This is a genomic window from Actinophytocola algeriensis (genome assembly GCF_014203735.1).
Lineage (GTDB): Bacteria > Actinomycetota > Actinomycetes > Mycobacteriales > Pseudonocardiaceae > Actinophytocola > Actinophytocola algeriensis.
The window spans coordinates 346,718-370,433 of record NZ_JACHJQ010000005.1 but is presented as its reverse complement, the minus strand read 5'-3'; the positions used below and the strand labels follow the sequence as shown (position 1 = coordinate 370,433).

The 23,716-nt window shown below is 71.5% G+C and carries 22 protein-coding genes; 6 read left to right on the top strand and 16 right to left on the bottom strand.

Annotated elements, in window-relative coordinates; genetic code table 11:
- Nucleotides 1-79: 79 nt before the first annotated feature.
- The 7 genes from FHR82_RS24275 to FHR82_RS24245 form a co-directional block, all read right to left on the bottom strand.
- Nucleotides 80-769: an aquaporin gene (locus FHR82_RS24275; RefSeq protein ID WP_225943881.1), complete on the bottom strand. Its 690-nt coding sequence runs from the start codon at nucleotides 767-769 to the stop codon at nucleotides 80-82.
- Between the two features lie 17 nt (nucleotides 770-786).
- Complete coding sequence (locus tag FHR82_RS24270; RefSeq protein WP_184812816.1) at nucleotides 787-1,434, bottom strand: arsenate reductase ArsC; 648 nt, start codon at nucleotides 1,432-1,434, stop codon at nucleotides 787-789.
- Entirely contained in the window at nucleotides 1,427-2,107 is a 681-nt protein-coding gene (locus FHR82_RS24265) for an arsenate reductase/protein-tyrosine-phosphatase family protein (RefSeq protein WP_184812815.1), read from the bottom strand. The genes FHR82_RS24270 and FHR82_RS24265 overlap by 8 nt, the downstream gene beginning before the upstream one ends.
- Before the next feature lie 4 nt (nucleotides 2,108-2,111).
- Nucleotides 2,112-3,158 carry a flavin-containing monooxygenase gene (locus FHR82_RS24260; protein ID WP_184812814.1) on the bottom strand — a complete coding sequence of 349 codons (1,047 nt, stop codon included), beginning with the start codon at nucleotides 3,156-3,158 and terminating at the stop codon, nucleotides 2,112-2,114.
- Between the two features lie 14 nt (nucleotides 3,159-3,172).
- Nucleotides 3,173-4,324, bottom strand: a complete 1,152-nt coding sequence (locus FHR82_RS24255; RefSeq protein WP_184813336.1) for an MFS transporter — start codon at nucleotides 4,322-4,324, stop codon at nucleotides 3,173-3,175.
- A gap of 62 nt (nucleotides 4,325-4,386) precedes the next feature.
- Entirely contained in the window at nucleotides 4,387-5,721 is a 1,335-nt protein-coding gene (locus FHR82_RS24250; RefSeq protein ID WP_184812813.1) for an FAD-dependent oxidoreductase, read from the bottom strand.
- A gap of 90 nt (nucleotides 5,722-5,811) precedes the next feature.
- Entirely contained in the window at nucleotides 5,812-6,180 is a 369-nt protein-coding gene (locus FHR82_RS24245; RefSeq protein WP_184812812.1) for an ArsR/SmtB family transcription factor, read from the bottom strand.
- A 107-nt stretch (nucleotides 6,181-6,287) separates the two neighbouring features.
- On the opposite strand from FHR82_RS24245, the gene FHR82_RS24240 reads away from it, so the two are divergent.
- From FHR82_RS24240 to FHR82_RS47600, 4 genes are all read left to right on the top strand, one after another.
- Nucleotides 6,288-6,515, top strand: coding sequence for a hypothetical protein (locus tag FHR82_RS24240; protein WP_184812811.1), 228 nt, complete (start codon nucleotides 6,288-6,290; stop codon nucleotides 6,513-6,515).
- Nucleotides 6,512-7,600, top strand: coding sequence for a M28 family metallopeptidase (locus FHR82_RS24235; protein WP_184812810.1), 1,089 nt, complete (start codon nucleotides 6,512-6,514; stop codon nucleotides 7,598-7,600). Before FHR82_RS24240 ends, FHR82_RS24235 begins: the two co-directional genes overlap by 4 nt.
- 32 nt (nucleotides 7,601-7,632) lie before the next feature.
- The gene (locus FHR82_RS24230) at nucleotides 7,633-8,487 is read left to right on the top strand and encodes a helix-turn-helix domain-containing GNAT family N-acetyltransferase (RefSeq protein ID WP_184812809.1); all 855 of its coding nucleotides are present in this window, start codon (nucleotides 7,633-7,635) and stop codon (nucleotides 8,485-8,487) included.
- Between the two features lie 91 nt (nucleotides 8,488-8,578).
- Nucleotides 8,579-10,702: a diguanylate cyclase gene (locus FHR82_RS47600; protein WP_311771246.1), complete on the top strand. Its 2,124-nt coding sequence runs from the start codon at nucleotides 8,579-8,581 to the stop codon at nucleotides 10,700-10,702.
- On the opposite strand, the gene FHR82_RS24220 is transcribed toward FHR82_RS47600, so the two are convergent.
- From FHR82_RS24220 to FHR82_RS24205, 4 genes are all read right to left on the bottom strand, one after another.
- The gene (locus FHR82_RS24220) at nucleotides 10,699-11,361 is read right to left on the bottom strand and encodes a thiaminase II/PqqC family protein (protein ID WP_184812807.1); all 663 of its coding nucleotides are present in this window, start codon (nucleotides 11,359-11,361) and stop codon (nucleotides 10,699-10,701) included. The two genes, FHR82_RS47600 and FHR82_RS24220, sit on opposite strands and share 4 nt — an antisense overlap.
- A gap of 116 nt (nucleotides 11,362-11,477) precedes the next feature.
- The gene (locus tag FHR82_RS24215) at nucleotides 11,478-12,413 is read right to left on the bottom strand and encodes a sigma-70 family RNA polymerase sigma factor (protein ID WP_184812806.1); all 936 of its coding nucleotides are present in this window, start codon (nucleotides 12,411-12,413) and stop codon (nucleotides 11,478-11,480) included.
- A gap of 5 nt (nucleotides 12,414-12,418) precedes the next feature.
- Nucleotides 12,419-13,609, bottom strand: coding sequence for an NAD(P)/FAD-dependent oxidoreductase (locus FHR82_RS24210; protein ID WP_184812805.1), 1,191 nt, complete (start codon nucleotides 13,607-13,609; stop codon nucleotides 12,419-12,421).
- Between the two features lie 265 nt (nucleotides 13,610-13,874).
- On the bottom strand, nucleotides 13,875-14,783 hold the full coding sequence (locus FHR82_RS24205; RefSeq protein ID WP_184812804.1) for an aminoglycoside phosphotransferase family protein: 909 nt from the start codon (nucleotides 14,781-14,783) through the stop codon (nucleotides 13,875-13,877).
- 135 nt (nucleotides 14,784-14,918) lie between these two features.
- Between FHR82_RS24205 and FHR82_RS24200 the strand changes: the two genes are divergently transcribed.
- Nucleotides 14,919-15,608, top strand: a complete 690-nt coding sequence (locus FHR82_RS24200; RefSeq protein ID WP_184812803.1) for a hypothetical protein — start codon at nucleotides 14,919-14,921, stop codon at nucleotides 15,606-15,608.
- A 425-nt stretch (nucleotides 15,609-16,033) separates the two neighbouring features.
- Here the strand turns inward: FHR82_RS24200 and FHR82_RS24195 are convergent, their stop codons facing one another.
- The gene (locus tag FHR82_RS24195; protein ID WP_184812802.1) at nucleotides 16,034-17,287 is read right to left on the bottom strand and encodes an alpha/beta hydrolase; all 1,254 of its coding nucleotides are present in this window, start codon (nucleotides 17,285-17,287) and stop codon (nucleotides 16,034-16,036) included.
- Between the two features lie 23 nt (nucleotides 17,288-17,310).
- On the opposite strand from FHR82_RS24195, the gene FHR82_RS24190 reads away from it, so the two are divergent.
- Nucleotides 17,311-17,967, top strand: a complete 657-nt coding sequence (locus tag FHR82_RS24190) for a TetR/AcrR family transcriptional regulator (protein WP_184812801.1) — start codon at nucleotides 17,311-17,313, stop codon at nucleotides 17,965-17,967.
- On the opposite strand, the gene FHR82_RS47595 is transcribed toward FHR82_RS24190, so the two are convergent.
- The 4 genes from FHR82_RS47595 to FHR82_RS24170 all read right to left on the bottom strand — a co-directional run bounded on the left by FHR82_RS47595 (nucleotide 17,964) and on the right by FHR82_RS24170 (nucleotide 23,612).
- Entirely contained in the window at nucleotides 17,964-19,406 is a 1,443-nt protein-coding gene (locus tag FHR82_RS47595) for a lantibiotic dehydratase family protein (protein ID WP_184812800.1), read from the bottom strand. The two genes, FHR82_RS24190 and FHR82_RS47595, sit on opposite strands and share 4 nt — an antisense overlap.
- A 444-nt stretch (nucleotides 19,407-19,850) precedes the next feature.
- Nucleotides 19,851-22,019, bottom strand: coding sequence for a xanthine dehydrogenase family protein molybdopterin-binding subunit (locus FHR82_RS24180; protein WP_184812799.1), 2,169 nt, complete (start codon nucleotides 22,017-22,019; stop codon nucleotides 19,851-19,853).
- Nucleotides 22,016-22,999: an FAD binding domain-containing protein gene (locus FHR82_RS24175; protein WP_184812798.1), complete on the bottom strand. Its 984-nt coding sequence runs from the start codon at nucleotides 22,997-22,999 to the stop codon at nucleotides 22,016-22,018. The genes FHR82_RS24180 and FHR82_RS24175 overlap by 4 nt, the downstream gene beginning before the upstream one ends.
- A 61-nt stretch (nucleotides 23,000-23,060) precedes the next feature.
- The gene (locus FHR82_RS24170; protein ID WP_311771245.1) at nucleotides 23,061-23,612 is read right to left on the bottom strand and encodes a (2Fe-2S)-binding protein; all 552 of its coding nucleotides are present in this window, start codon (nucleotides 23,610-23,612) and stop codon (nucleotides 23,061-23,063) included.
- Nucleotides 23,613-23,716: the final 104 nt, after the last annotated feature.

Below are 23,716 nucleotides of genomic sequence, written 5' to 3'. Positions count from 1 at the left end.
CTCCCGGTGGTCTGGTGATCGCCAGGCCCGCGCACCGCCCTGTCCTCACGCGGCGCTACCCGGCCCACCGGCTCGGTGATCATCGTGACGGCAACGCCGCCTCGTCCGCCTGAGCTGACGTCGTGGCCGGGTAGAGGACTCGGAGCAGCACTACCGCGAGCGCGGCGCCGATGAGCTGGGCCAGGATGAACGGGAACACCGAGGCGGGTGCGATGCCAGCGAAGGTGTCGCTGAACATGCGGCCGGCGGTGATGGCGGGGTTGGCGAAGCTGGTGGACGAGGTGAACCAGTAAGCGGCACCGATGTAGGCGCCGACCGCGGCCGGGGCTCGTTCGATCCGGCCGGACCGGACGAGCGCGAAGATCACGAGGACGAGGCCGAGGGTGGCGACCACTTCGGACACCCCGTGCGCGGCGGTGGCCCGATGGGTGGTGCTGATGCTGACCGGCGCGAGGTCGAACATCACGTTGGCCAGCACCGCGCCGGCCACACAGCCGGCGACCTGCGCCGGGATGTAGGCGGCGGCCTGGCGCCAGGACAGTCCGCCGAAGACGGCGTCGACGACCGACACCACGGGGTTGAAGTGGCCGCCGCTGACCGGGCCGAACACGAGGATGAGCGCGTAGAGACCGGCCGCGGTCGCGGCGGCGTTCTCCAGCAGCCGCAACCCGGTGTCGGCGGTGAGGTTCTGGGCGGCGATACCGGACCCGATGACCAGGGCGGCGAGCAGGAGGCTGCCGAGGAACTCGGCGAGGACCTTGCGAGACAAGAAAAATGCTCCCGGGTTCAGGTGGCGGGGACGCCGAGTTCGTCGAGCAGGCCGCGGACGCGGCGTTCGATCTCGTCGCGGACGGGGCGAACGTCCTCGACACCCTTGCCCGCGGGGTCGTCGAGCGCCCAGTCCAGATAGCGCTTGCCGGGGAACACGGGACACGCGTCGCCGCAGCCCATGGTGATCACCACGTCGGCCGCCCGGACGACCTCGTCGGTCCACGGCTTCGGGAACTCGCGGGAGATGTCGATGCCCCGCTCGGCCATCGCGGCGATCGCGGACGGGTTGATCTCGTGGCCGGGCTCGGAACCGCCGGACCACGCCACGGCGCGGTCACCGGCCAGGTTCTGGAAGAAGCCGAGCGCCATCTGGGAGCGCCCCGCGTTGTGGACACACAGGAACAGCACCGTCGGCTTTCCGGCGGCGCGGCCTTCGACCTTGGCCAGCGCGTGCAAGCGCTGACGGGCGAACCGTTCGGCCAGCAGGGGCAGGAAGTTCGGCACGGTGCTGCGGGCAGCGAACTGGTCGTAGCTGGAGTGCAGGAACCGCTCGATGGTCTCGGCGCCGAAGGTGCCGTCGAACTCGGCGTGCAGCCGCGTCGCGGCCGTCGTGAGGGCGTGGTGCAGGTCGACGCTCAGGTGCCGGTGGGCCTGGTCAGTCATCGGTTCCTCCGTGGACGGCGGGTGCCAGCCGGTCGACCCGGTCGGCGAGATCGGTGAACGCGCGGTCGAACGCCTCGTCGGTGCCCAGCGGCGCGGGGTCCGGCACCGACCAGTGCAGCCGGTCCACGTCGAGTTGCTCGTGGGCGTTGTCGCAGACCGCGACCACGAGGTCGTCCGGCCGCAGCACCTCGTCGATGTGCGCGGTCCGGGCCGGGGCCAGCGACAGGCCGTGCTCGCGTGCGGCAGCGACCGCCAGCGGGTGCACCCGCCTGGCCGGTTCGGTCCCGGCCGAGGCCGCGGGCACCGGGCTGCGGCGAGCCCACAACGCGGCGGCGAGTTGGGAACGGGCCGAGTTGTGGGTGCACACGAACACCACCCTCGGCGCTCGTACCGCGCCCTCCGGCGCGAGATGTGCCAGCGCTTCTGGGCGAAGCCGCAGGTAGGTACGGCGGTGGTCACCCTCCGAACGGGACCGCTCGAGCACCCCCGCCTGTTCGAGCAGTTTTACGTGGTGGGCCAACAGGTTGCTCGGTACCCCGAGCTCCCGGCTCAGCTCGCCGGGCGCGACATCGCCCAGCACCAGCCGGTCGACGATCGCCAGCCGGGCCGGTTCGCCGAGCGCCGCGTGCAGCCGCGCCCGCGCCACCACCGAGGAAGGCCACTCAACGTTCATTGACTCAATGTAGATTGAGGCAACTGCTCGCGTCAAGGAGGCGCCGCACGACGTAGTGGGCGTCGCGGCCGACGCCGCGGAGGGTGGCGGAGGCGAAACTTCGTTGCCATTCGAGACCGACGTAGCCGAGTCCGGGATGGCTGGTGGAGATACCTCGGGAATGTGCTCGTTCAACCGGGTCCAGATAGGACAGTGCCGGGCGGTACCCGGTGGCGAGCAGGATGGTGTCGACGTGTTCGCGGGTGCCGTCGGGCCAGGTGACGGTGTCGCCGTCGAGGTGGGTGAACATGCGGCGCTGGTCGGGTTTCCGCGCCCTGATGGCGCGCTGGTAGCGACCGTCGTCGTTGACCGGGGTGTGCGGCGGGTTCCTGAGCAGGTGTCCGATGGGCAGGTGGTCGAAGCCGAGGGCGATGGACCAGAAGTGGACGTCGCGGCCGAGCGGGCGTTGTGGGGCGAACGTGATCGGTTTGCGGGTGGCGAGGGTGACGGTGGCGACCTTCGCGAGTTCGTAGCCGACCTGCACGGCGGTGTTGGCGGCGCCGACCACGACGACGCGCTGCCCGGCGAACGATGCCGGTGCACGGTACTCGGCCGAGTGCGACACCGTGCCGGTGAAGGAATCCAGGCCGGGCAGCCGCGGGCGGTGCGGCTGCCCGAACGCGCCGGACGCGGCGATCACCATGGCCGCGGTCAGCTCGGTGCCGTCCTCGACGTGGACGGTGAACCGTTCGCCGTGGCGGCGGAGGGCAGTCACCCGGTGGTGGGTGCGGATGTCGGCGTCGAGGTTCTTGGCGTAGCGGCGCAGGTAGTCGACGACCTCGTCGCGGTGCGGGTAGCGGTCCGGGTCGCCGGGGAAGGGCTTGCCGGGCAGCGAGCTGTATCGCGCCGGGGAGAACAGGGTCAGGCTGTCGTAGTAGGAGGGCCAGGAGCCGACCGGTTCCTGGCCCGCTTCGAGCACGACCGGGGAGCGGCCCGCTTGCCTGAGTGCGTGTGCGGCGGCCAGGCCGGACTGCCCGGCGCCGATGACGATGACGTCGCTGGCGTCGATCATGAGAAGTACTGCCTCTACTGGGTTCTGGGGATCGTGAGGAACGACAGCGCGGCCGCGATCGTGGCGAGCGCGCCGAGGACGAGGAACGCGGTGGTGTAGCTGCCGAGCAGCTCGGCGGCCGCGGCTCCGGCGAAGGGGGCGAACGCCATGGTGATGGTGACCGGGGCGGACAGCAGACCGGTGAGGTGGCCGTAGTGGCGCCGTCCCCAGCGGTCGGTGACGGCGGTGGCCTGCACCAGCGTGAAGATGCCGCGCGCCATGCCACCCACGATCGCGCCGACGACCAGGGCCACCGTCGTGGTGAGGACACCGAGCACGGCGGTCGTCGCCGCGAGCGCCAGCGTGATCGCGACGGTGCGGGTGCGGACGCTGGTGTGGCGCACGATCCTGACGTACCCGATCCGCCCGACCACCTGCCCGGCACCGGCGAGCCCGAGCGCGACCGCCGCCACCTGAGTGGAAAGTCCGCGTTCCTCGAGCAGCGGCACGAGGTTGATGATGGCGGCGAAGGTCGTGAGCGCGGCGAGGCTGAGTGTCACCGCGAGCACGACGAACGCGCGGCTGCGGGCGATGTGCCGCGGGTGGGTGTCGACGCGTCCGGCTTCGACCGCCGGTCGGGGCGGCCAGGGCAGGCGCAGCCCGAACCAGTGCGCCGGGATGGTGACGACCGCGAGGATCGCGGCGAGCACGAGGTAGGTCTGCCGCCAGTCCAGGTGCTGTGCGAGTGTGGCGGTCAGGGGTGCGAACACCGTGCTCGCGAGGCCGCCGGCCAGGGTGAGCACGGTGAGCGCACGAACCGGATCGGGGCCGTAGTAGCGGGTCAGCGCGGCGAACGCGGGCGGGTAGAGCACCGCGCCCATCGCCGCTCCGGCCAGCACCCAGCCGGTGAAGAACAAGGGCAGGTGCTGCGCGGTGGCGACCACCAGCAGGGCGAGCACACCCAGTAGCGACCCCGCCGCCATGACCCCGCGCGGCCCGTGGCGGTCGAGCCACCGGCCGACCGGGACACCCACCAGCGCGGCGCAGAGCTGGCTGACCGACAACGCGGCGGTGATCGCCGGCGCCGACCACCCGGTGGCCGCGGTGATGTCACCGGCCAGCACCGGGAACGCGTAGTAGAGGACACCCCAGCCGGTGATCTGGGTAGCGCACAGGGCGGCGAGCACGACCCACCGCCCCGTGCGCACCGCCTCCTGCTGGTGCGCGACCGCGGGGGTCGGTGCGTCGCTCACCGCGCCCGTGGCGCGGACAGCGTCAGCACCTCAGGCTCGGCCGGCGCGCCACAACAGCCACCCGCCTGGTCGGCCGCCGGGTCGTCGAACACCCCGGCACCGCCACAGACTCCGGTCTCCGGCAGCACCAGCTCGACCCGCTCGGCGGACTCCCGGTCGCCTGCGAGCCCGGCGGCGATGGAGCGGACTTGTTCGTAGCCGGTCACCGCCAGGAACGTCGGTGCGCGGCCGTAGCTCTTCATCCCGGCCAGGTACACGTCCGGCTCGGGGTGGGTCAGTTCCTTGACACCGTGCGGGTACACGGTGCCGCACGAGTGGACGTTGGGGTCGATCAGCGGCGCGAGCGCGACCGGCGCCTGCAGCGTCGCGTCCAGTTCGAGGCGCAGCTCCGACAGCCACGACAGGTCCGGCCGGAAACCCGTCAACACCACCACCTCGTCCACATCGGACACCTTCTGGCCGCCGTCGGACACCAGGGACAGGGCGTCGCCGTGCCGCTCGACGGTCTCCGCGCGGAACCCGGTCACCACCGCGATCCGCCCTGCCTCGACCGCGGCCTTCGCGCGCACGCCGAGCGCGCCGCGGGCGGGCAGCTGGTCTGCCTCGCCACCGCCGAACGTCGACCCGACCGCGCCACGCCTCAGCAGCCAGGTGATCCGGGTCGCGGGCTCCTGCTCGGCCAGGTCGGCGAACGCGACGAGCGCGGTCAGCGCCGAGTGCCCGCTGCCCGCGATCACCACATGCTTGCCCGCATACCGTGCCCGCACGGTCGCGTCGGTGAGGTCCGGCACGCGGTAGGAGATCCGGTCGACCGAGGCGCGCTCGCCGACCGCGGGCAGGCCGTCGCCGCCCAGCGGGTTGGGCGTGCCCCAGGTCCCGGACGCGTCGATGACCGCGCGGGCGGTGATCCGCTCCTCGCCGCCGTCGGCGCGCCGCACGTGCACGGTCAGTGGCTCGGTGTCGCGGCCCGCGTCGACCACCCGGTCGCGGCCGCGCCGGGCGACGCCGACGACCTCGGCGCCGAAGCGCACCCGGTCGCCGAGCGCGGCGGCCAGCGGCCGCAGGTAGGCGGCGGCCCACTCCTCGCCGGTCGGATAGACGGTGTCGCCGGGCCGCTGCCAGCCCGTCTCCGCCAGCAGGCGGCCGGCTGCCGGATCGACCAGCTCCGACCACTGGGAGAACAGCCGGACGTGGTGCCACTCGGCGACCGCCGCACCCGCCCGGTCCGCCTTCTCCAGCACCAACGGTTCCTGGCCACGTTCGACCAGCTCGGCCGCGGCCGCCAGGCCCACCGGACCGGCGCCGACCACCACCACGGGCAGCTCCGACATCATCGACTCCATTCATCGATAGCGTTCGATTGACTGGGCTGACAGTATCGACCCGGCTCGATGGATGCAACCATCGACGCGGATCGATACTTAGCCCGACGTGAGTCCAGGGGAGTCGAGCAGCACCGACAACCGCTTGAGGTTCTCCGGCCGCGCCCAGTAGTAGACCCACGTCCCCCGGCGCTCACTGCCCACGAAGCCGGCTTCACGCAGAACCTTGAGATGGTGGGAGATCGTCGGCTGGGTCAGGTCGAACGCCGCGGTCAGGTCGCACACGCACACCTCGCCAGCGGCGGAGGAGATCAGCGACAACAGGCGCAGCCGGACCGGGTCGGCGAGCGCCTTGAACATCTTCGCCATCGGCTCCGCCTGGTCGGCGACGAGCGGCGCCTCGGTCAGCGGCGCGCAGCACGCGGCCCCCTGGGGCGCCACCTCGACGACCAGCTCCTGATTCGACATGCTTCTATATTGACATCCGTCGATCCAGCGTGCGATGTTGCCTTGATTAGACAGCCATCTATTCAGGGGCTTCCCCTGACCACAGAGGAAACTCGAGGAGACCGATCATGAGCACGGACACCCGCCCCGGCGGTTTCGTCGGCGACCCCGCCGAAGCGTTCACCCCGCCCTCGGCGAGCGGCTGTTGCGGCAGCACGCCCACCACCACGGACAGCACCGCGGCCGCCGGTTCAGGCGGGTGCTGCGGCAGCGCCGAGGCCGCCGATGCCGGGCAGTGCTGCACTCCGGCCGCGCGCGAGGAGGCCATCGACGCGGGCGCGGGCTGCTGCGGATGACACGGCCAAGCCGGTCGGCACGACCGGGGTCGGCAGCTGCCGGCCCCGGCACGCCCGACGTCACCCGCGTGCAGACCACGATCGCCGAACTGGCGGCCGACGCCTACCGGGGCCGTCGCGTCGGCACTCCCGGTGGACGAGCCGCGGCGACCTGGCTGGCGCGACAGCTGACCGGCCTCGGCGCCGAGGTGACCACCGAGACCTTCCACGTGCGGGGCGTGCGCGACCTGTACGCGACCCCCACGCTCCGCTGGCGCGGCCACGACCTCGTGCACCGCCGCGACTTCGTCGAACACCTCACCTCCGCCGACCTGCCGGAACCCCGATCGGCCGTCATCGGGGACGTGCTCGTGCCCCGCGGTGTCGACGCCGAGGGCTGGCTGCCGAAGATGATCGCCGGCCCGCCACAGGGCGACCGTCCACTCCTCGCGGTCCGCACCGACCTGCACACCCGGATGGTCGCCGAGGGCGGCGAGGTCACCGTCACGGTTCCCCTGCGCACGATCGAGACCACCGGCACCAACGTCCACGCCGTCCTCACCGGCGGCACCCCCTCGGTCCTGCTGACGGCGCACTACGACGGCGTCGGCGACGACCCCGAGCAGCGGCTCCCCGCGGCCGCAGACAACGCGTCCGGCGTCGCGGTCGTCCTGGAAGCCACCCGCCTCCTGATGACGTCCGCACCCGGCGTCGGCCTGGCGGTCGCGCTGCTCGACGCGGAAGAAGCAGGCGCGCGAGGCTCGGCTCACCACGCACCGCACGTGCCATCCGGCACGCACGTCATCAACGTCGACGGGGCCGCCGAACTCGGCGCCGCGGCGGCGGTCGAAGCGGGCGGCCCGGCAACCGCGCTGCTCGCCGCACTCGACCAGGCGGGGCGCGAAACCGGCGTCCCCCTCCGCGCGGGCGCGATGCCGTCGGACAACCGCCGCTACGCCGCGGCCGGCCTCCCAGCGGTCGGCATCGGCATGGGCATCCCCGGCTACCAGACCCCAGCCGAAACCCCCGACCGCGTCGACCCCGCCACCCTCGCCGCCGCCACCCGCCTGGTCGTGGCCACCGTCCACCACCTCGCCCGCGTTTGACGCACCATCGATCCACGTCGATACTCGGCGACATGACCGCGACCGTCCCCGCCGCCCCGGTGCTCCCCGAGCAGGAAGCCGCGACCTACGCCGAGTGGTTCGCGAGCCTCGCCGAACCCACCCGCGTGCGGCTCCTGCACACCGTGGCCACCACCCCCGGCGGACTCACGGTCGGCCGGCTCACCGAACTGCTCGGCATCAGCCAGTCCACCTGCTCCCACCACGTCCGCAAACTCGCCGACGTCGGTTTCCTCAAACTCCACAAGGAAGGCACCAGCACCCGCGTCGTCGTCAACGAAGCCTGCTGCGTCGGCCTCCCCCACGCCGCCGACGCCGTCATGGGCCTGCTCGCGCCCCGCCCCTGCTGCCCACCCGACGTCCCGGCCGACATCACCGTCCGCGCACTCCAACCCGACGACTGGCCAGCGGTCCGCCGCATCTACGGCGAAGGCATCGCCACCGGCATCGCGACCTTCGAGACCGCGGTGCCGTCCCGCGCGTCCCTGGACGCGAAGTGGCTCCCCGACCACCGCTGGGTCGCCGAACTCGACGGCGAGGTCGTCGGCTGGACCGCCCTGTCCCCCGTCTCCACCCGCGAGTACTACGCGGGCGTCGCCGAAAGCTCCATCCACGTCGCCGACGGCCACCGAGGCAACGGCATCGGCAAAGCCCTGATCCGCCGTCAGGTCGTCGCCGCCGACGAAGCCGGGCTCTGGACCCTGCAGACCGCGATCCTCACCGAGAACCGCGCCGGCATCGCGCTGCACCACCAGGCCGGCTACCGCACCGTCGGCATCCGCGAACGCATCGCCCAGCTGGGCGGCACCTGGCACGACACCGTCCTCATCGAACGCCGCGCCGACACGGTCAACCGGTCCGACTGCTGACCGGATCTCATCGCCGAGTGGAAAGGCGTCGTGTCCTTCTGAGACGGCACGCCGCCACGCGATGGCACGCGGCGCTCGCTACAGTCGCACGGTGACGGACATCACTGGCGAAAGGACACCGTCGACCGTGCGGACTGGTAGGTGGGCATGGGCTGTGTACCTCGCGTTCGGTTTCGTCGTGGTGGTCGCCTACTACGTGTCGCTGGCCCTCGACGCACCCGCGGTCGTTGGCGTGCTGCTGTACACCACGGTCAGCACCTCGTCCGCCGTCGCGGTGCTGTACGGCTGCTACCGGTACCGGCCGAAGCCGTTGCTGCCGTGGTTGTTGCTCGGTGCCAGCGTGGTGATCTACGCGGCGGCGGACGCCAGTTTCTACGTCACGCACAACATCGTCGGTGACACCCGCTATCCGGGCCTCGCCGACGTGTTCTACCTGGCGCACTACCCATTGGTGGTCGCTGGGCTGGTGTTGCTGATCCGGCTGCGCACACCCGGCCGCGACCTGCCCAGCCTGCTGGACGCGGCACTGCTCGCCGTCGCCGCGGGCATGTTGTCGTGGCTGTACCTCCTGGCGCCGACCGCGCAGGCGCAGGTGCCGACGCTGGCCAAGGCCGCGTCGCTGACCTACCCGATGATGGACCTGGCGATGTTCGCCGTGGCGCTGCGGCTCATCCTCGGCACCGGACGGCGCCCGGCCGCTTTCCTGCTGCTGTCCACGAACCTGTTCGCCTTCTTCGCCGCGGACAGCATCTACGTGCTGCAGCAGTTGAGCGGAACCTACGCCGCGGGGAACTTCCTCGACGCGATCTGGCTGGCGGGCAACCTGGCGCTGGGCGCTGCCGCACTGCACCCGACGATGCGCAGCCTCGGGGAACCCGCGACGGTGACCGACCCCGGCCCGGGACCGGCGCGGATCATCGCGCTCTGTGCCGCCGCGCTCGTCGCCCCCGCCACGCTCCTCGTGGAGTACTTCCGCGGCAAGTACCACGGCATCCCGGTGATCGCGGTGGCGTGCGGCCTGCTGTTCCTGCTGACGATCGCGAGGCTGGCGGTCCTCGTCGCCCAGCAGCGGCGGTTGGCCATCACGGACATGCTGACGGGTCTGCGCACGCGCAGGTACTTCGAGGCCCGGCTGGTCACCGAGCTGGCGCACGCCCGGCGGACCGGCACGCCACTGGCGGTGCTGCTCGCCGACGTCGACCACTTCAAGTCGATCAACGACAGCTTCGGTCACCCCGGCGGGGACCAGGTGCTGATCGAGATCGCGCGGCGCCTGCGGAACGGGATAAGACAGGAGGACGTGCTGTCGCGCTACGGGGGCGAGGAGTTCGCGGTCCTGGTGCGCGGCGCCGCCGCCGACGACCCGTCGAACATCGCGGAACGCCTGCGCCGCAAGGTGAGCGGCAGCCCGGTCGTCGTCCGCGACGACACGGCGGTGGAGGTCACGATCTCGGTCGGCACCGCCACCTTCCCGCTGCACGGTGACACGCCGCACGAGCTCGTGATCGCCGCGGACCGTGCCCTGTACTCGGCCAAGTGCCATGGGCGCAACCGCATCGACGTCGGCCCGTGCGGCCCGCTGACCGCCGCCGGACCGAACGGGACCGCGGACATGATCGCCTATCTCGAGCACGTCGCCGACCTGGTCGACAGCTGGCTGTCCAACCATGAACACGGCCGCGCGGTGAGCAGATGGGCGGCGCTGACCGCGGTCGAGCTCGGCCTCGACAGCGAGTGCGTGCGCCGCACGAGCCTGGCCGGGCATCTGCACGACGTCGGCAAGGTCCTCGTCCCCAACGAGGTCTGGACCAAGAACGCCCCGCTGTCCGAAGAGGACTGGCAGCAGGTGCGCCAGCATCCCGACAACGGCTACCGCATGTTGTGCGTCGTGCCGGGCCTCGCCGACACCGCCCTGGTGGTCCGCCAGCACCACGAACGCTTCGACGGCACCGGTTATCCCGACCGGCTCGCCGGTGACCAGATCCGGCTGGAGGCGCGGATCCTCACGGTGTGCGACTCGTGGGCGGCGATGCTCGCGGACCGGCCGTACCACGTTCCTCGGACCGAGGCCGAGGCTCGCGAAGAGCTGCTCCGTTGCCGGGGCAGCCAGTTCGACCCGGACGTGGTGGACGCGTTCCTCCGGTTGCACAGCTCCGGCCGCCTCGGCGACCTGGCCCAGCTCCCCTCGGCGACCCCGGCCGAGGCCGGCCGCTAGGGCTGGCAGTCGGCGATGGTGTTCCAGAACATCAGCTCGTAGGCCTGGAACAGCCTGCCGTACCGGCGGGCCTCCCGCTCGTTGCTCCGGCCGGCGTCCATGCCCGCCTGCACCGCCGCGAGCGCCTGGTCGACGACCTCGGGGACGGGCGCGGCGAAGAAGTCGAAGAACGCGCACGCGTCGTCGTCGAGCCCGTACTTCTCGCGCATGGCCGTGGCGATCCGCCCGCAGTAGTCACCCCACGCGGCGAAGTTCGCGACGATCCCGACGATGACGTCGGCCGGTTCGCCGTTGAGCGCGAGCCAGGCGAAGTACGCCGGGTAGGCCTGGCAGCCGGCCATCGGCTCGTACGCACGCAGCGTCTCCTCGTCCATCCCGCCCGCCGCGGCGAGCGCGGGGAGTTTCGCCAGGGCCAGCGCCTCGCCCTGAGCGAGCCCGGCGGCGAACTCCCTGGCCGTGTGCTCGGTCGACCGCGACGCCAGCAAGTGCAGGCTGCGCCAGTCGCTCCTGACGATGTGGGACTCCTCGCCTGCGATCGTGGCGAACACCGACCGGTCGGCGTCACCCCGCTCGATCAACGGCACCAGACGGTTCTCGCTCTCCGTCGGTGCCAGCTCGGCGCGGATCGACTCCAACAGCTCCCGTGCGTCCGCTGTCACTGCTCGAACTCCTCCCCGGCGCGACCATCGTCGATGGCGCAGCCTAGTACGGCATGCCCGGTGAGGTGAGAGTGGTCGCGCGCTGAACGACCGGGCCGCGGGCCTGGGCCGGCCTGTCACCACGACTCGATGAGGGGGTCGTCGTGCTCGCGCCGCCGCCATTGTTCGGTGAGGCGGCCGAGCCGGGCCTGCGCGGCCATGCCGTGCAGGGCCGCGATCTTGCCGTCGCGGACCGCCAGGACCACCACGCCCAGCACCCGGTCGTCGAGCGCGGCGATCATCGCGGGCGAGCCGTTGACCACGGCGGCGTGGATCGAGGGTGCGCCGCCCGCCAGTCGCCGCTTGGCGGGGGTGGGTGTGAAGCCGGCTCGCAGCAGCGCGGCGATCCGCTCGGGAACCGAGACCCGCATCAGATTCCTGGCCGACCCGGCCCCGTCGGCGATCGCGGTCGCGTCGTCGGTCAGCAACGCCACCAACCGTTCTGTGCGGCCCGAGGAGGCGGCGTCGACGAACGCCGCCACGATCCGGCGCGCTGCGGCGTCGTCGACTTCGTTGGCGTTGCGCGCCGCGGCGACACGGCGCCGGGCCCGGTGCGCGTGTTGCTGGCTCGCGGACTCGGTGACGTCGAGGATCTCGGCGATCTCGGCGTGGCTGTAGGAGAACGCCTCGCGCAGAACATAAACGGCCCGCTCGATCGGCGGGAGGCGCTCCATGAGCATCAGCACCGCCAACGTCACCGATTCGCGCTGCTCGAGGGTGTCGGCCGGACCCAGCATCGGGTCACCGTCGAGGAGTGGTTCTGGCAGCCAGTCGCCGACCGCGCGTTCGCGCCGCGTCGTCGCGGAGCGGAGCCGGTCGAGCGACAGGTTGGTGACCACCTTGGTCAGCCACGCCTCCGGTACCTCGATGTGTGCCCGATCGGCGGCCTGCCAGCGCAGGAACGCGTCCTGCACCGTGTCCTCGGCGTCGGCGGCCGAGCCGAGCAGACGGTACGCGAGCGAGGCCAACCGGTTCCGGTTGGCCTCGAAACGCGCCACGCTGGCGGTGTCCATGTCCCCTAGGTTCCGACCGTCTCACTGGAACGGTCGGAAACCGTTGTCACACGGTGCTTGCGAGTCGGCAGCCCGTAGGTCGGGTGGTTCATGTTCCACACGGTGCTGTTGAGCACGAACGCCTTGAAGCGCGCCGCCGGACGACCGAGCAGCGACCAGGACTTCGACCGCGCGTCGCCGTCGACCATCTGGAGGATCCCGTCCTTCTGGCCAAGGCTGATGCAGTTCCCGAGGTATGCCAACGGGCTCCGTGAGACTGTGCGGCCGGTCAGGTCCCCGACGATCGCGGCCGTCGCCTGCATTCTCGTGAACCCGGCCGAAGCGCAGGACATCGGCAGCGGCTGACCGTTCTCACCGATGGCGTGGGCGCTGTCCCCCGCGGCGTAGACCTCCGGGTGCGAAACCGACCGCATCATCCGGTCGACGATCATCCGGCCGTCGTCCTCGACGGCGAGACCGCCTGCGGCGGCGACCGGATGGGCCGCGAAACCGGCCGCCCACACGGTCGCGCCGGCGAAGAACGAGGTGCCACCCTCGGCGACCGCCCCCGTTGCCGTCACCCGTTCGATGGTGGTGTGCTCGTGGACCTCGATGCCGAACCGGTCGAAGGCACGCAGCAGGTGACGGCGGGCCTTCCTGCCCAGCCAGCCCCCCAGCTCGCCGCTGGTGGCGAGGGCGACCCCGAGCTCCGGCCAGGATTCTGCGATCTCGGTGGCGGTCTCGATCGCGGTCAGGTTGCCGCCGACGACCAGCACCGTCCCGTTCACGCCGAGATCATCCAGACGACGGCGCAGGCGCAGCGCGGCCGACCGGCCGGCGACGTGGAAGGCGTGCTCGTCCACACCGGGAACGCCGTGGTCGGCGGCGGTGCTGCCGAGCGAGTACAGGAGGGTGTCGTACTCGAGCCGGTCGGTGCCCTCGCCGTCGGTCACGGTGACGGTCCGGTGCTCGGCGTCGACGGCGGTGACGTGCGCCAGTCGCAGCCGGATGCCCGTGCCCGCGAACATCTCCGCCAACCCATGGCGGCGCAGGTCGGCGCCCGCGGCGAGCTGGTGCAGACGCATCCGCTCGACGAAGTCGGGTTCGGCGTTGACGACGGTGATCTCGACGTCGTCGGGGTGCAGACGGCGGGCGAGGTACCCGGCGGCGGACGCGCCGGCGTAGCCGGCCCCGAGGACGATGATGCGGTGCCGCATGTTCTCGCTCCTGTCTGTTCGCTCGCCACCTGAACGAGACAGCTCCCGGATTCCTGACAGCTCGCGGCTATGGCGCCGGTCACCATGAGCCCCGGGGTCAGGACGGTCGCCAACCCTTTGCCGTCAGCGGTCCCTCAGGTAGTCGCCCACAGGACCCCGGTCCGCAGCGTTTTGTGACAGAACGACCATGACGTGCGTCTTCCCCGCACACCGCGGCAAGACCTACCCGCCCGGCGACACTCCTCACCCGGCGCCGACGACAGGGCTACCCGGTACGGCCGGCATCACCGTTCACGGCCAATGCGCGTTCGAGCGCGGCACGGCCTGCTGGTTCCCACGTCGGTTTGCCCCCGGGCAGCCCGAGTCTGCCGTTCCGCCCGATGCTGATCAGGTGCAGTGCGCGCAGGACGGCCCAGCCGCGAGCCCGTGCGATGGTTGCCTCGTCCGCGTCCTGGTAGGCGTCGAAGAACCGGCTCGCCGTGCCCGCGGGCAGCAGGATCCAGGCGGCTGACAGGTCGGTGGCGGGATCGCCGGCGCACAGCTCGCCGAAGTCGATCACGCCGGCGAGCGTCCCTTCCCGCACCACCACGTTCGCCGGATGCAGATCGCCGTGCAACCACGGCGACGGCCCGTGCCACGCGGACGCGGCGACAGCCTTCTCCCAGATCTCCCGGGCGGCGTCAGCGCTCGCGTCGGCGGCGATGAGCGTCAACGCGCTGGTGAACCCGTCCCGCATCCCGGCGAGCGGGACGCCGCGCGTGGGATTGGCCGGGGCTTGCGCGGGTGCCTGCCGGTGCAGGGCCTTGAGGAAACCCGCGAGGGTCTCGGCCGCGTCAGCGCGGGTGATCGGCGCGTGGTCCGCCGGCTCGCCCTCGACCCAGCGCGTGATCGTCCAGGTGTGCTCGAACAGTTCCGACGGTTCACCGATGCGCACCGGGACGGGCGTCGGCAGCGGCAGGCGCTCAGCCAGTACGGGCAGCCACTTCTGCTCGGTGCGCAGCAGGGCCGGGGCGCGCTCGGTGCGCGGCATACGCACAGCCAGTTCCGTCCCGAGGCGCCACAGCTGGTTGTCCCAGCCACCCGCGATGTCCCGGAGTTCCAGGGCGGCGAGATCCGGATGCTGTTCGGCCAGCAGCGCTCGTACCAGGTCCTGCTCGAACCTGAACTCGTCCAAGGAACGATCCTCCAGCTCTCCGGCGCTCCACCGCAAGCTAGCACCGGTCCCGGATCCGATGCGGTCCGCCGGCGGGTAACGGCAGGCGCTCCCCGCCGATACCAGACTTGTAGCCGTTGCGAAAAGGGGGGCGGGATGGACACGTCAGGACAGCACCCCGGCAAGGCGGTGAGAATCGGCAGCCTGTGGTACCTGGCGGTGCCGGTGTTGACCGCGGGCCTGTTCACGTTCGTGCCCTTCCTGCACGCCGCCATTCGGTTGCGCAGGGTCTGGCTGTGGTTGACGACCGTCCTGTTCGCGTTGGTCGCGGGCGGCACGATGTACGTGTCGGGGCAAGCTGAAGGCGCCGTCTCCGAAGCGGTCGACTCGGTGTTCGTCGTCGCGGTGCTCAGCACGTTGGTCGTCGGCACCACGCTGCTGGCCAAACTCCGCCGCGAGGTCTACCACCTGGGCCCCGCACCACCCGGCACAGCTGTCACCGCCGACAACACGCCCGAAGCCGACCCGGCCGTGCGGCAAGTCCTGCAGGCCCGCGCGAGACGGGCTCGAGCCCGCGACCTCGCGGCCTCCGATCCCCTCCTGGCCCGCGAACTCCGCATCGGCCGTCCCGACCTCGAAGGCGACTACGACGACGGTGGCCTGGTCGACATCGCGAGCGCACCCGACACCGTGATAGCCCGGATACTCGACCTGCCGATCGAGCGGGCCGCCGGAATCGTCGCCATCCGAGACACCGTGATCACCGTGGACGACCTGTTCACCCTGACCGATCTTCCAGTGTCCACCTGGGACGGCATCCGGGACCACGCCGTCATCATCCGCTGATACCCACACACGCGGCCCGACCGCGCTCCGCTTCCTCGTGCGCGCCCAGCCCAGCTGATCCCACACTCCTGGAACACATCGAGCGCTTCATACACCGTTCTGAACGGATCGTCCTGGCGCACACGGTGAGAGTATCGAAGACCATCACGGGCCACGTCACCATGACCGTCCGGACGATTACAGCGAAAGCAGCACACGAGGCCCCTGGTTCGACGACCAGGTCCCGAGTTCCGGACACTGACGATTGTCGGCCCATGGCGACATCGGGCGAGGGCCGGTTCCGAACCAGCCGACCGCGTTGAGGGCGTCGGCCTCCCTCGGTGAGCCAAGGCGTTGGTGCAGGCGCAGGGAGTGCTCGCGGTGTTCCAGTGCGGATCAGCCGACCGCGGCCAGGAAACCGCGGCGATCGCGGGGATTGGCTCCGGTCAGGGACAGTCGGCGGGGAGGGGCTGTGAGAACGGCAGCGTCGCGGCCAGCCCGCAGTTCCCCGGGCCGCTGATCCGGACGTGACCGCTGCCGGTGGCGCTCAGGGTGTCGCCGGACCGGGTGAACGTCGCGACGGTCGACGGCGGCGCCGCGAACTCGTAGTCCAGCGCCCACATCTCGCCCTCGCCCGCGACCGTGCGGTACTCCCAGTTCGCCGGGTGTTCTTCCACCGGCTCGAAGAAGCCCCACGCCCGTGCCGCGACGAACGCGCGGTCCCACACGCCGAAGGTGTGCACCCCGCAGGTCGTCCTGGCGGTCACGTCCGCACCCGCGCCACGGGCGGTGTGCGCGAACAGACCCTGCTGGACGTTGATGATCGCTTCGATCACGACGTCGCCGGGAAAGCTGGGCAGGACCGGGTCCTGGGGGCAGTTGATGCCGTTGCCCGAGGTGAGGTACATCCGCGTGTGCGCGTAGTTCCCGGCGATCGCCGTGGGATTGTTGCCCGTGGCGTAGGCACTGGCAGGAGACCCGAAGATCTGGTGGTAGCCCGCGCCGTTGACCAGCCCCAGCACCGACAACCCGAACTGCACCTCAGGTGCCTGCATGTTCGGGAGCGCGGCCGAGAACCCCACGACCGACCCGAAGTAGCCCGGCAGCAGGGCCGCGTAACGCAGTGCACCCTGGCCGCCCATGGAGATGCCGCCGATGGCGTGCCACCGCCGCTCGGGAAGGATCCGGTAGCGGCTCTCGATCGTGTCCTTGAGCAGTCGCAGGTGGTAGGTCGCCCACGCGGGGTTCGCCCTGGCGCCGACGTTCCACCAGTCCATGTACATGCCGAACGTGCCGCCGTCGGGCATCACGATGATGGCGGGCAGCCCGGCCGCGAGTTCCTCGATGTCCGACGCCCAGGTGTCGGCGCCACCGTTCGCGCCGTGCAGCAGCCACAGCACCGGATAGGCGCGGTCCGGGTTCGCGTCGTAGCCGTCCGGGAGGAGCACGTTGACCTTGGGCACCGTGCGCCCACCGGGGAGCAGGGCACCGGGCGTCGACGTGTCGACCAGTTGGCTCGGCAACTCGAAGGTCTCGAGGCGCTGCGCCGGACCGGGTTCGTCGGCGACCGCGGTGCCCGCGGGGACGATCGCGGTGGTCGCAACGGCAAGGGCGAGGGCGAGAGCGCACAGGGTACGGACGAGGGTGCCGCCGATCTGCCCCACCCGCCGGATCCCCTGGAGTGCCAGGGTCTGCTCCATGCTTGGCAAAGTAACATGCAGGCATGCAGTTAAGTGCAGATCCGCAGACAAATGATGCGGCGGAGAAGGCCGCTGAACCTGGCGACGCACCCAGGCACCAGCACCGCACCCAGGCCCAGCGCCGCGCGGAAACCCGCGTCGCACTGCTGGAAGCGACCGTTCAATGCCTTGTCACGCACGGGTACGCCAAGACGACGACCGGGCGGATCGCCGCACTCGCCAACGTCTCGCGCGGCGCGCAAACTCTTTACTTCCGCACCCGCGCCGAACTCGTCGGCGCTGCCGTCACCCACCTCGCCGAGCAACGGGCCGCCGCCGCGCACGCCCGGTTCGCCCGGGGTCCTGTCTCCATCGAGGAAGCGCTCGACGTGCTGTGGGAGGAATGCCAGGGCGTCGTGTTCAACGCGACGCTCGAACTCTGGGTCGCGTCCCGCACCGACCCGGAGTTGCGCGCGAACCTGCACCGCCTCGAACGCGACGTGGCACGGACCATCGCACGGGAAGCCGAAGCGGCGCTCGGCGACATCGCCAGGCGGCCGGGGTTCGCCGACGACCTGATCTTCGCCATCGCCACCGTCCGCGGCCTCGCGCTCCTGCGGATCAGCAACGGCGGAAGCGGACGAGCGATGAACCACCTGTGGCAGCAGACCCGCACACGCCTCGCGCGACTTCTCTCCTAGACGCACCCCGTCGGGGCCTCGTACCAGCCGTCGTGGGCGACCACGCGCAGTTCGGACGTGTAGGGGGCACCGCCGGCGTCGGTCAGCCAGAGCTGGTCGAGGTCGGGCACCATCTCGACCAGCTGGATCGGTTGCTCCGGCCGGGTTCCGGCCTGCCGGATCGCCTTGGCCAGGATGTTGACCAGCGGCAGGCTCCGGAAGTCGACCGCGATCGGTTTCTGCTCGCCCGGCGCACGGAGGAACACGCGCTCCGGGAGGTCGTGCTTGGCGCGCCACTGCCGGGCCCGCAGGTACCGCCGCGCCTCGTCGGTCTGCGTCGCCCACGTCAGCTCCCCGGCGGGAAACGTCCACCCCTCGCGGCACAGGACCAGCCGGTCGATGGTGATCCGGGGCCGGTGGCCGGTGACCGGCACGGGCTGGAAGGCGTTCGCGATCGCGCCGGAGAGCAGCTCGCCGACCACCTCCAGGAAGTCGAACTCCTGGCCGGGCACGTCGCTCCGGACGACCAGCCGGTCGCCGCGCCGGTGTACCCGCAGACCGGCCGAGGGCAACGGGTTCACCGGGCACTCGGCGGCCTCCGGGCCACTGTTCACCCAGTAGGTGTAGCGCGGAGACAACAGGCCTGACGGTGGCGAGCCCCGGCCGGTGACCACCGGGGAGTCCTCGCGGGGCAACGCATACACCCGCTCATCGCCGTGATCGGCCTCGGCTGCCGCCAGCAGCCTGCCCGGTTCCTCGTGCTGGGTCACGAAGATCCGGCTCTCGATCGTGTTGACGGCCACGTGCAGCTCGCCAAGGACCACCGTGAAATCGCCCCGTTCGACCTCCTGCCGGCCGGCGGCGGCGAGCATCACGTCCGGGCTGTGGTGTCGCGCGTTGCTCCATGGCGGCCTGCGCGTCGCGGGAGGGGGGAACTCACGCGCCATCGCCGCCGCGATCCCGGCGGCCGGGACCTGGTGGCGACGAGCGTCCGGCGGTGTCCCCAGCACCCGCTGCCAGCGCTCCTGGAAGTCGGCGACTCCCCCGGCGACCGCGGCGGGCAGTGTGTGTCGCGTGTGGACGGTCAGCTCCGGCAGGACCCGCAACATCAGCCGGGCCAGCGGCACGGCCTCATCGCCCGAGGTTGCCTGCTCTTGCCGGAACAGCTCCGAGAACCGGGCCCGGTACCGGTTGGCGACCGCGTCCACCAGCCACCGGACGCTGTCCAGGACCATCCCGAGCGGCCCCGCGACGGCGTGCAGCAGCGGCGGTCCGATCCGGACGTCGACGTCCCGCACCGTGTCCTCGTAGACCAGCGTCCGGCCGGCGTAGGTGAGCCCGCGGTCCGACACGTCGGCGGAAAGGTGGGCGGCCGCTTCGGTCACCACGAGTTCCGCGACAGCCGCGACGGTCACGTTGTCCGTGGCGGCGTCCACGCTGCCCGGGTAGTGGTCCGCCACCGCCCGCAGCAGCCGGGCCCCGAAATAGGAGTCGTACCCCCCGTGCTCCTGGTCGAACGTCGACGGCAGCCAGCCTGCCAGCAGCCAGGCCGCCGCCCCGTCCGCCGCCGAGGTCCCGCGACTGCCTCATGTGGTCGCTGGTGGCAGCCGTACCCCCACGCGGCACGCTGCGAGCGCAGGCTGAGGCCGCCCACCCCCACGCGTTCGTTCTGGACGAGCGCTTCCTCACCCATCGCTCAGTACTTCCCCCAGGTAAATGTCGCGCGGTCCCATGAAGACGATCCTGAAACGGACATCTGCCACGCCGCGGATGATCATCAAGGTAGGAGAACGATCAGGCCGGCGCTGTCAGGCGAACACCCGACAGCGGTTCCCGCTGAGCCCGCGCCGATGCCGGCGCCGCACATTGTCCACTGTGGACCATCAGGTGCGGCGCCGGGCGGGTCACAACAGCTTGTCCTGGGTGAACGGGACGTCGCGGAGGCGGCGGCCGGTGGCGTGGAAGATCGCGTTGCTGATGGCGGCAGGCACGCCGGTGCCCGGGGTTTCGCCGAAGCCGCGGGCGCCGAGCGCGGGTTTGCTGGCCGGGTCCGGGCGGTCGACGAAGTACGACTCCACCGATGGCGTGTCGGCGCACACCGGCACCAGGTAGGTGGACAGGGTCGGGTTGACCACCCGCGCCGTGTTCCGGTCCACCACCGTGTGCTCCATCAGCGCGAAGCCGATGCCCCAGGTCACGCCGCCGATCACCTGTCCGTGCGCGGTCCGGTGGTTGAGCACCCGGCCGGGGTCGTACGCGGCGACCACCCGGCTCACCCGCACCGCGCCGAGCCTCGGCCGGACCCGGACCTCCACGAACACCGCGCCGAACGAATGCCCTGGCGTGTTCGGTCCGCTCCCGTTCACCACGACGGCCTGGCCGTGGCGGCGCACGACGTCGCGGTAGCTGTCCCTGCGCCGGCGGTCGCCGCGCACGAACAGCTGTCCGTGCTCGGCCACGACGTCCGCCGCGGGCACGCCGTGGAGCGGGGAACGCGGGTCGGCGACGGCGATCGCGACCACCGCGTCGCGCGCGTTCCGCGCCGCGGTGGACACCGGGCCGACCACGCTGGGCATCGTGGACGACCCCGCGGAGATGGCCGCTGCGGGGAACGCCGTGTCGCCGAGCAAAGTCGTGACGTGGTCCAGCGGCATGCCGAGCCCGTCGGCGACGACCTGGGTGAGCACGGTGTAGGTACCGGTGCCGATCTCCTGGCTGGCCACGCGCAGGGTCGCCCGTCCCGCCTCGTCGATGGTGAGCTCGGCGAAGGACGGGATCGCGTTGTAGGTGTGGGTCTCGGTGGCCATGCCCCAGCCGACGTACTCGTCCCCGACCCGCGTGACTCCCGGCCGCGGGTCACGCCGTGCCCAGCCGAACGCCTTGGCCCCCATCCGGTAGCACTCCAGCAGGTACTTGCTGGCGGGTGGACCTGCCGGGAGGTGGTTGCGCACCCGCAGTTCCACCGGGTCGAGGCCGACCTCGTAGCTCAGCTCGTCCAGCGCGGTCTCGAGGCCGAAGTGCGCGGTGGTCTCCGGTGAGCGCATGTAGCTCGACGTCGGCAGGTCCAGCCGCACACCCAGCTGTCGCACGTGGACGTTCGGGCAGGCGTACAGGTGGAGCGTGGAGTTGCTGGTGTTGTAGATGCTTTCCTCGGTACGGGTCAGCTGTGCGGTGCTGGTGTCGACGATGGCGGTCAGCCTGCCTTGCCGGGTGGCGCCGAGCCGCAGGCCGCGGCGGTACTCGGCGCGGTGACCGTTCATCGTGTACATCTGCGCGCGGGTCAGCACGAGCTTGACCGGCCCGCGGGCCAGTCGCGCCGCCGCCGCGGTGAGCAGCGTGTGGGACCAGGTGGGGCCCTTCGCGCCGAACCCGCCGCCCAGGTAGGGCGAGACGACCCGGATGTCCTGCTCCAGCACGTACTTCGCGAACGCCTGCGCCACGACCATGCGGGTGAGGACGACGCCCTGCGCGCTCTCGTACAGCGTCAGCGAGTCGCCGTCCCAGACGGCGGTGGTGGTGTGCGGTTCGATCGGGTTGTGGTGCTGCATCGGGCTGGTGTACTCCTGCTCGACCCGCACCTCGGCCCGCTCGAGCGCCGCGGCGGCGTCCCCCCGGACGGTCTCGTTGGGCCTGCCACGAAAGTCGCGTGGCAGGAACGCCTCGTCGAGCGCGTCGGCGAGGAGCGCGGTGGGAGGTGCCACGCGGTAACGCACCCGGACCAGGGTCGCCGCCTCCTGCGCCTGTTCCAGGGTCTCGGCCACCACGTAGGCGACCGGCTGCCCGTTGTGGTGTATCCGCGTGTCCTGCAGCGGGATGAACCTCTTGGGGTAGGGGAAGTCCGGCGGCACCGTCAGCGGCAGCATGTTCTCGTGGGTGTACACCGCGACGACGCCGGGAGACGCCAGCGCCGCGCTCGTGTCGAGCTCCGTGATCTCCCCCCTGGCCACCGTGCTCATCACCAGGGCGCCGTGGAGCACACCGTTCACCGCGTTGTCGGCGGCGTAGCGGGCCGCACCGGTGACCTTCGCCCTGCCGTCCACCCGCTCGACACCCCGACCGACCAAGCCCGTCATCGGACGCCTCCCAGTTCACCGAGGACACTCACCAGCGCACGCTGGACCAGCTCGACCTTGAACCCGTTGCCGTCGCGGGGAACGGCGTCCCGCACCAGGACGCGGCCCGCGGCGCTGACCGCCGCCTCGGTCAGCTCCCGGCCGCGCAGGGCCGCCTCGACACCGGTGTCCCGCCACGGGCGGGTGCCCACGCCACCGAACGCCAGCCGCACGTCCCCTACGGTGCGGCCGTCCAGGCGCAGCGCCGCCGCCACCGACACGACCGCGAACTCGAAACTGGCCCGGTCACGCAGTTTCAGGTACCGCGAGCGCGTGGCGGCACGCGTGCGCGGCACGTCCACCCGGGTGATGAGTTCTCCTTGGCGCAGCACCGTTTCCCGCTGCGGTGTGCTGCCGGGGAGGAGGTGGAAGTCGGCGACGGGGACGGCCCTTCCGCCGTCCGGGCCGAGCAGGTGCACCGTCGCGTCCAGCGCGGTCAGCGCCACCGCCAGGTCCGAGGGGTGTGTGGCGATGCAGTGCTCGCTGCCGCCGAGGATCGCGTGTCCCCGGTTGTGCCCGCTGATCGCCGGGCACCCGCTGCCGGGGACGCGCTTGTTGCACGCCGAGCCCGCGTCCCGGAAGTACCCGCACCTGGTGCGCTGCAACAGGTTCCCTCCGATCGCGGCCATGACGCGGACCTGCGGGGACGCCGAGGCGAGCAGCGCCTGCGACAGCACCGGGAACTCCCGCCGCACCTCGGGGTGTTCGGCGACCTGACGCATCCTGGCGAGAGCGCCGATGCGCAGCGTGGTGGCGTCCATGTCGATCCGGGCGAGGTCGAGGTGGTTGAGGTCCACCAGGTGGTCGTGCGACTGCGCACCGTCCCGCATCAGGTTCAGCAGATCGGTGCCACCCGCCACGAACGCCGAGTTCGGTGTCCCCGCGGCGATCCGCACCGCATCGGCCGGGCTTTCCGCGACCGTGTAACCGAAGGCCCTCACGCCGCCACCTCCGCCGCCGCCAGGCGCCGCGGTGCCCGATGGTTCGCTCCGCGAGCTCCGCTCACCGCCGCACCTCCTTCGCGGCGTCGGCAACGGCCGCGACGATGTTCTGGTACGCGGCACAGCGGCAGAGGTTGCCGCTCATCCACTCCCGGATCTCCGCCTCGGAACCCGCGTGCCCCTCGTCGATGCAGGCCACGGCGGACATGATCTGACCAGGCGTGCAGCCGCCGCACTGGAACGCGTCGTGCCGGATGAACGCGGCCTGCACCGGATGCAGCCGCTCGCCGCGCGCCAGTCCTTCCACCGTGGTGATCTCGGTGTCCTGCCGCATCACGGCCAGGGTCAGGCAGGACTTGATCCGCTCGCCGTCGACCAGGACGGTGCACGCACCGCACTCACCCCGGTCACAACCCTTCTTCGTGCCGGTCAGGCCGAGCCGCTCACGCAGCGCGTCGAGCAGCGTCACCCTCGGCTCGACCACCACCCGGCGCCGCTGCCCGTTGACCGACAGCGTGATCTCCACCGGCCCGCCGCCCGCGACCGTGCGCACGGGCTCAGCCGCGGCGACGGACGTGAGGTTGGCGGCCGCGACGGTCCCGGCCGCGGCCACGGCGGTGGACTTGAGGACGGTACGGCGAGTGTGCGCGGATCTCTCTGGTACGGGGTCGTGTGTCACCGGCGTCTCCTGCCACTGGATGACGTAACAACGTTACG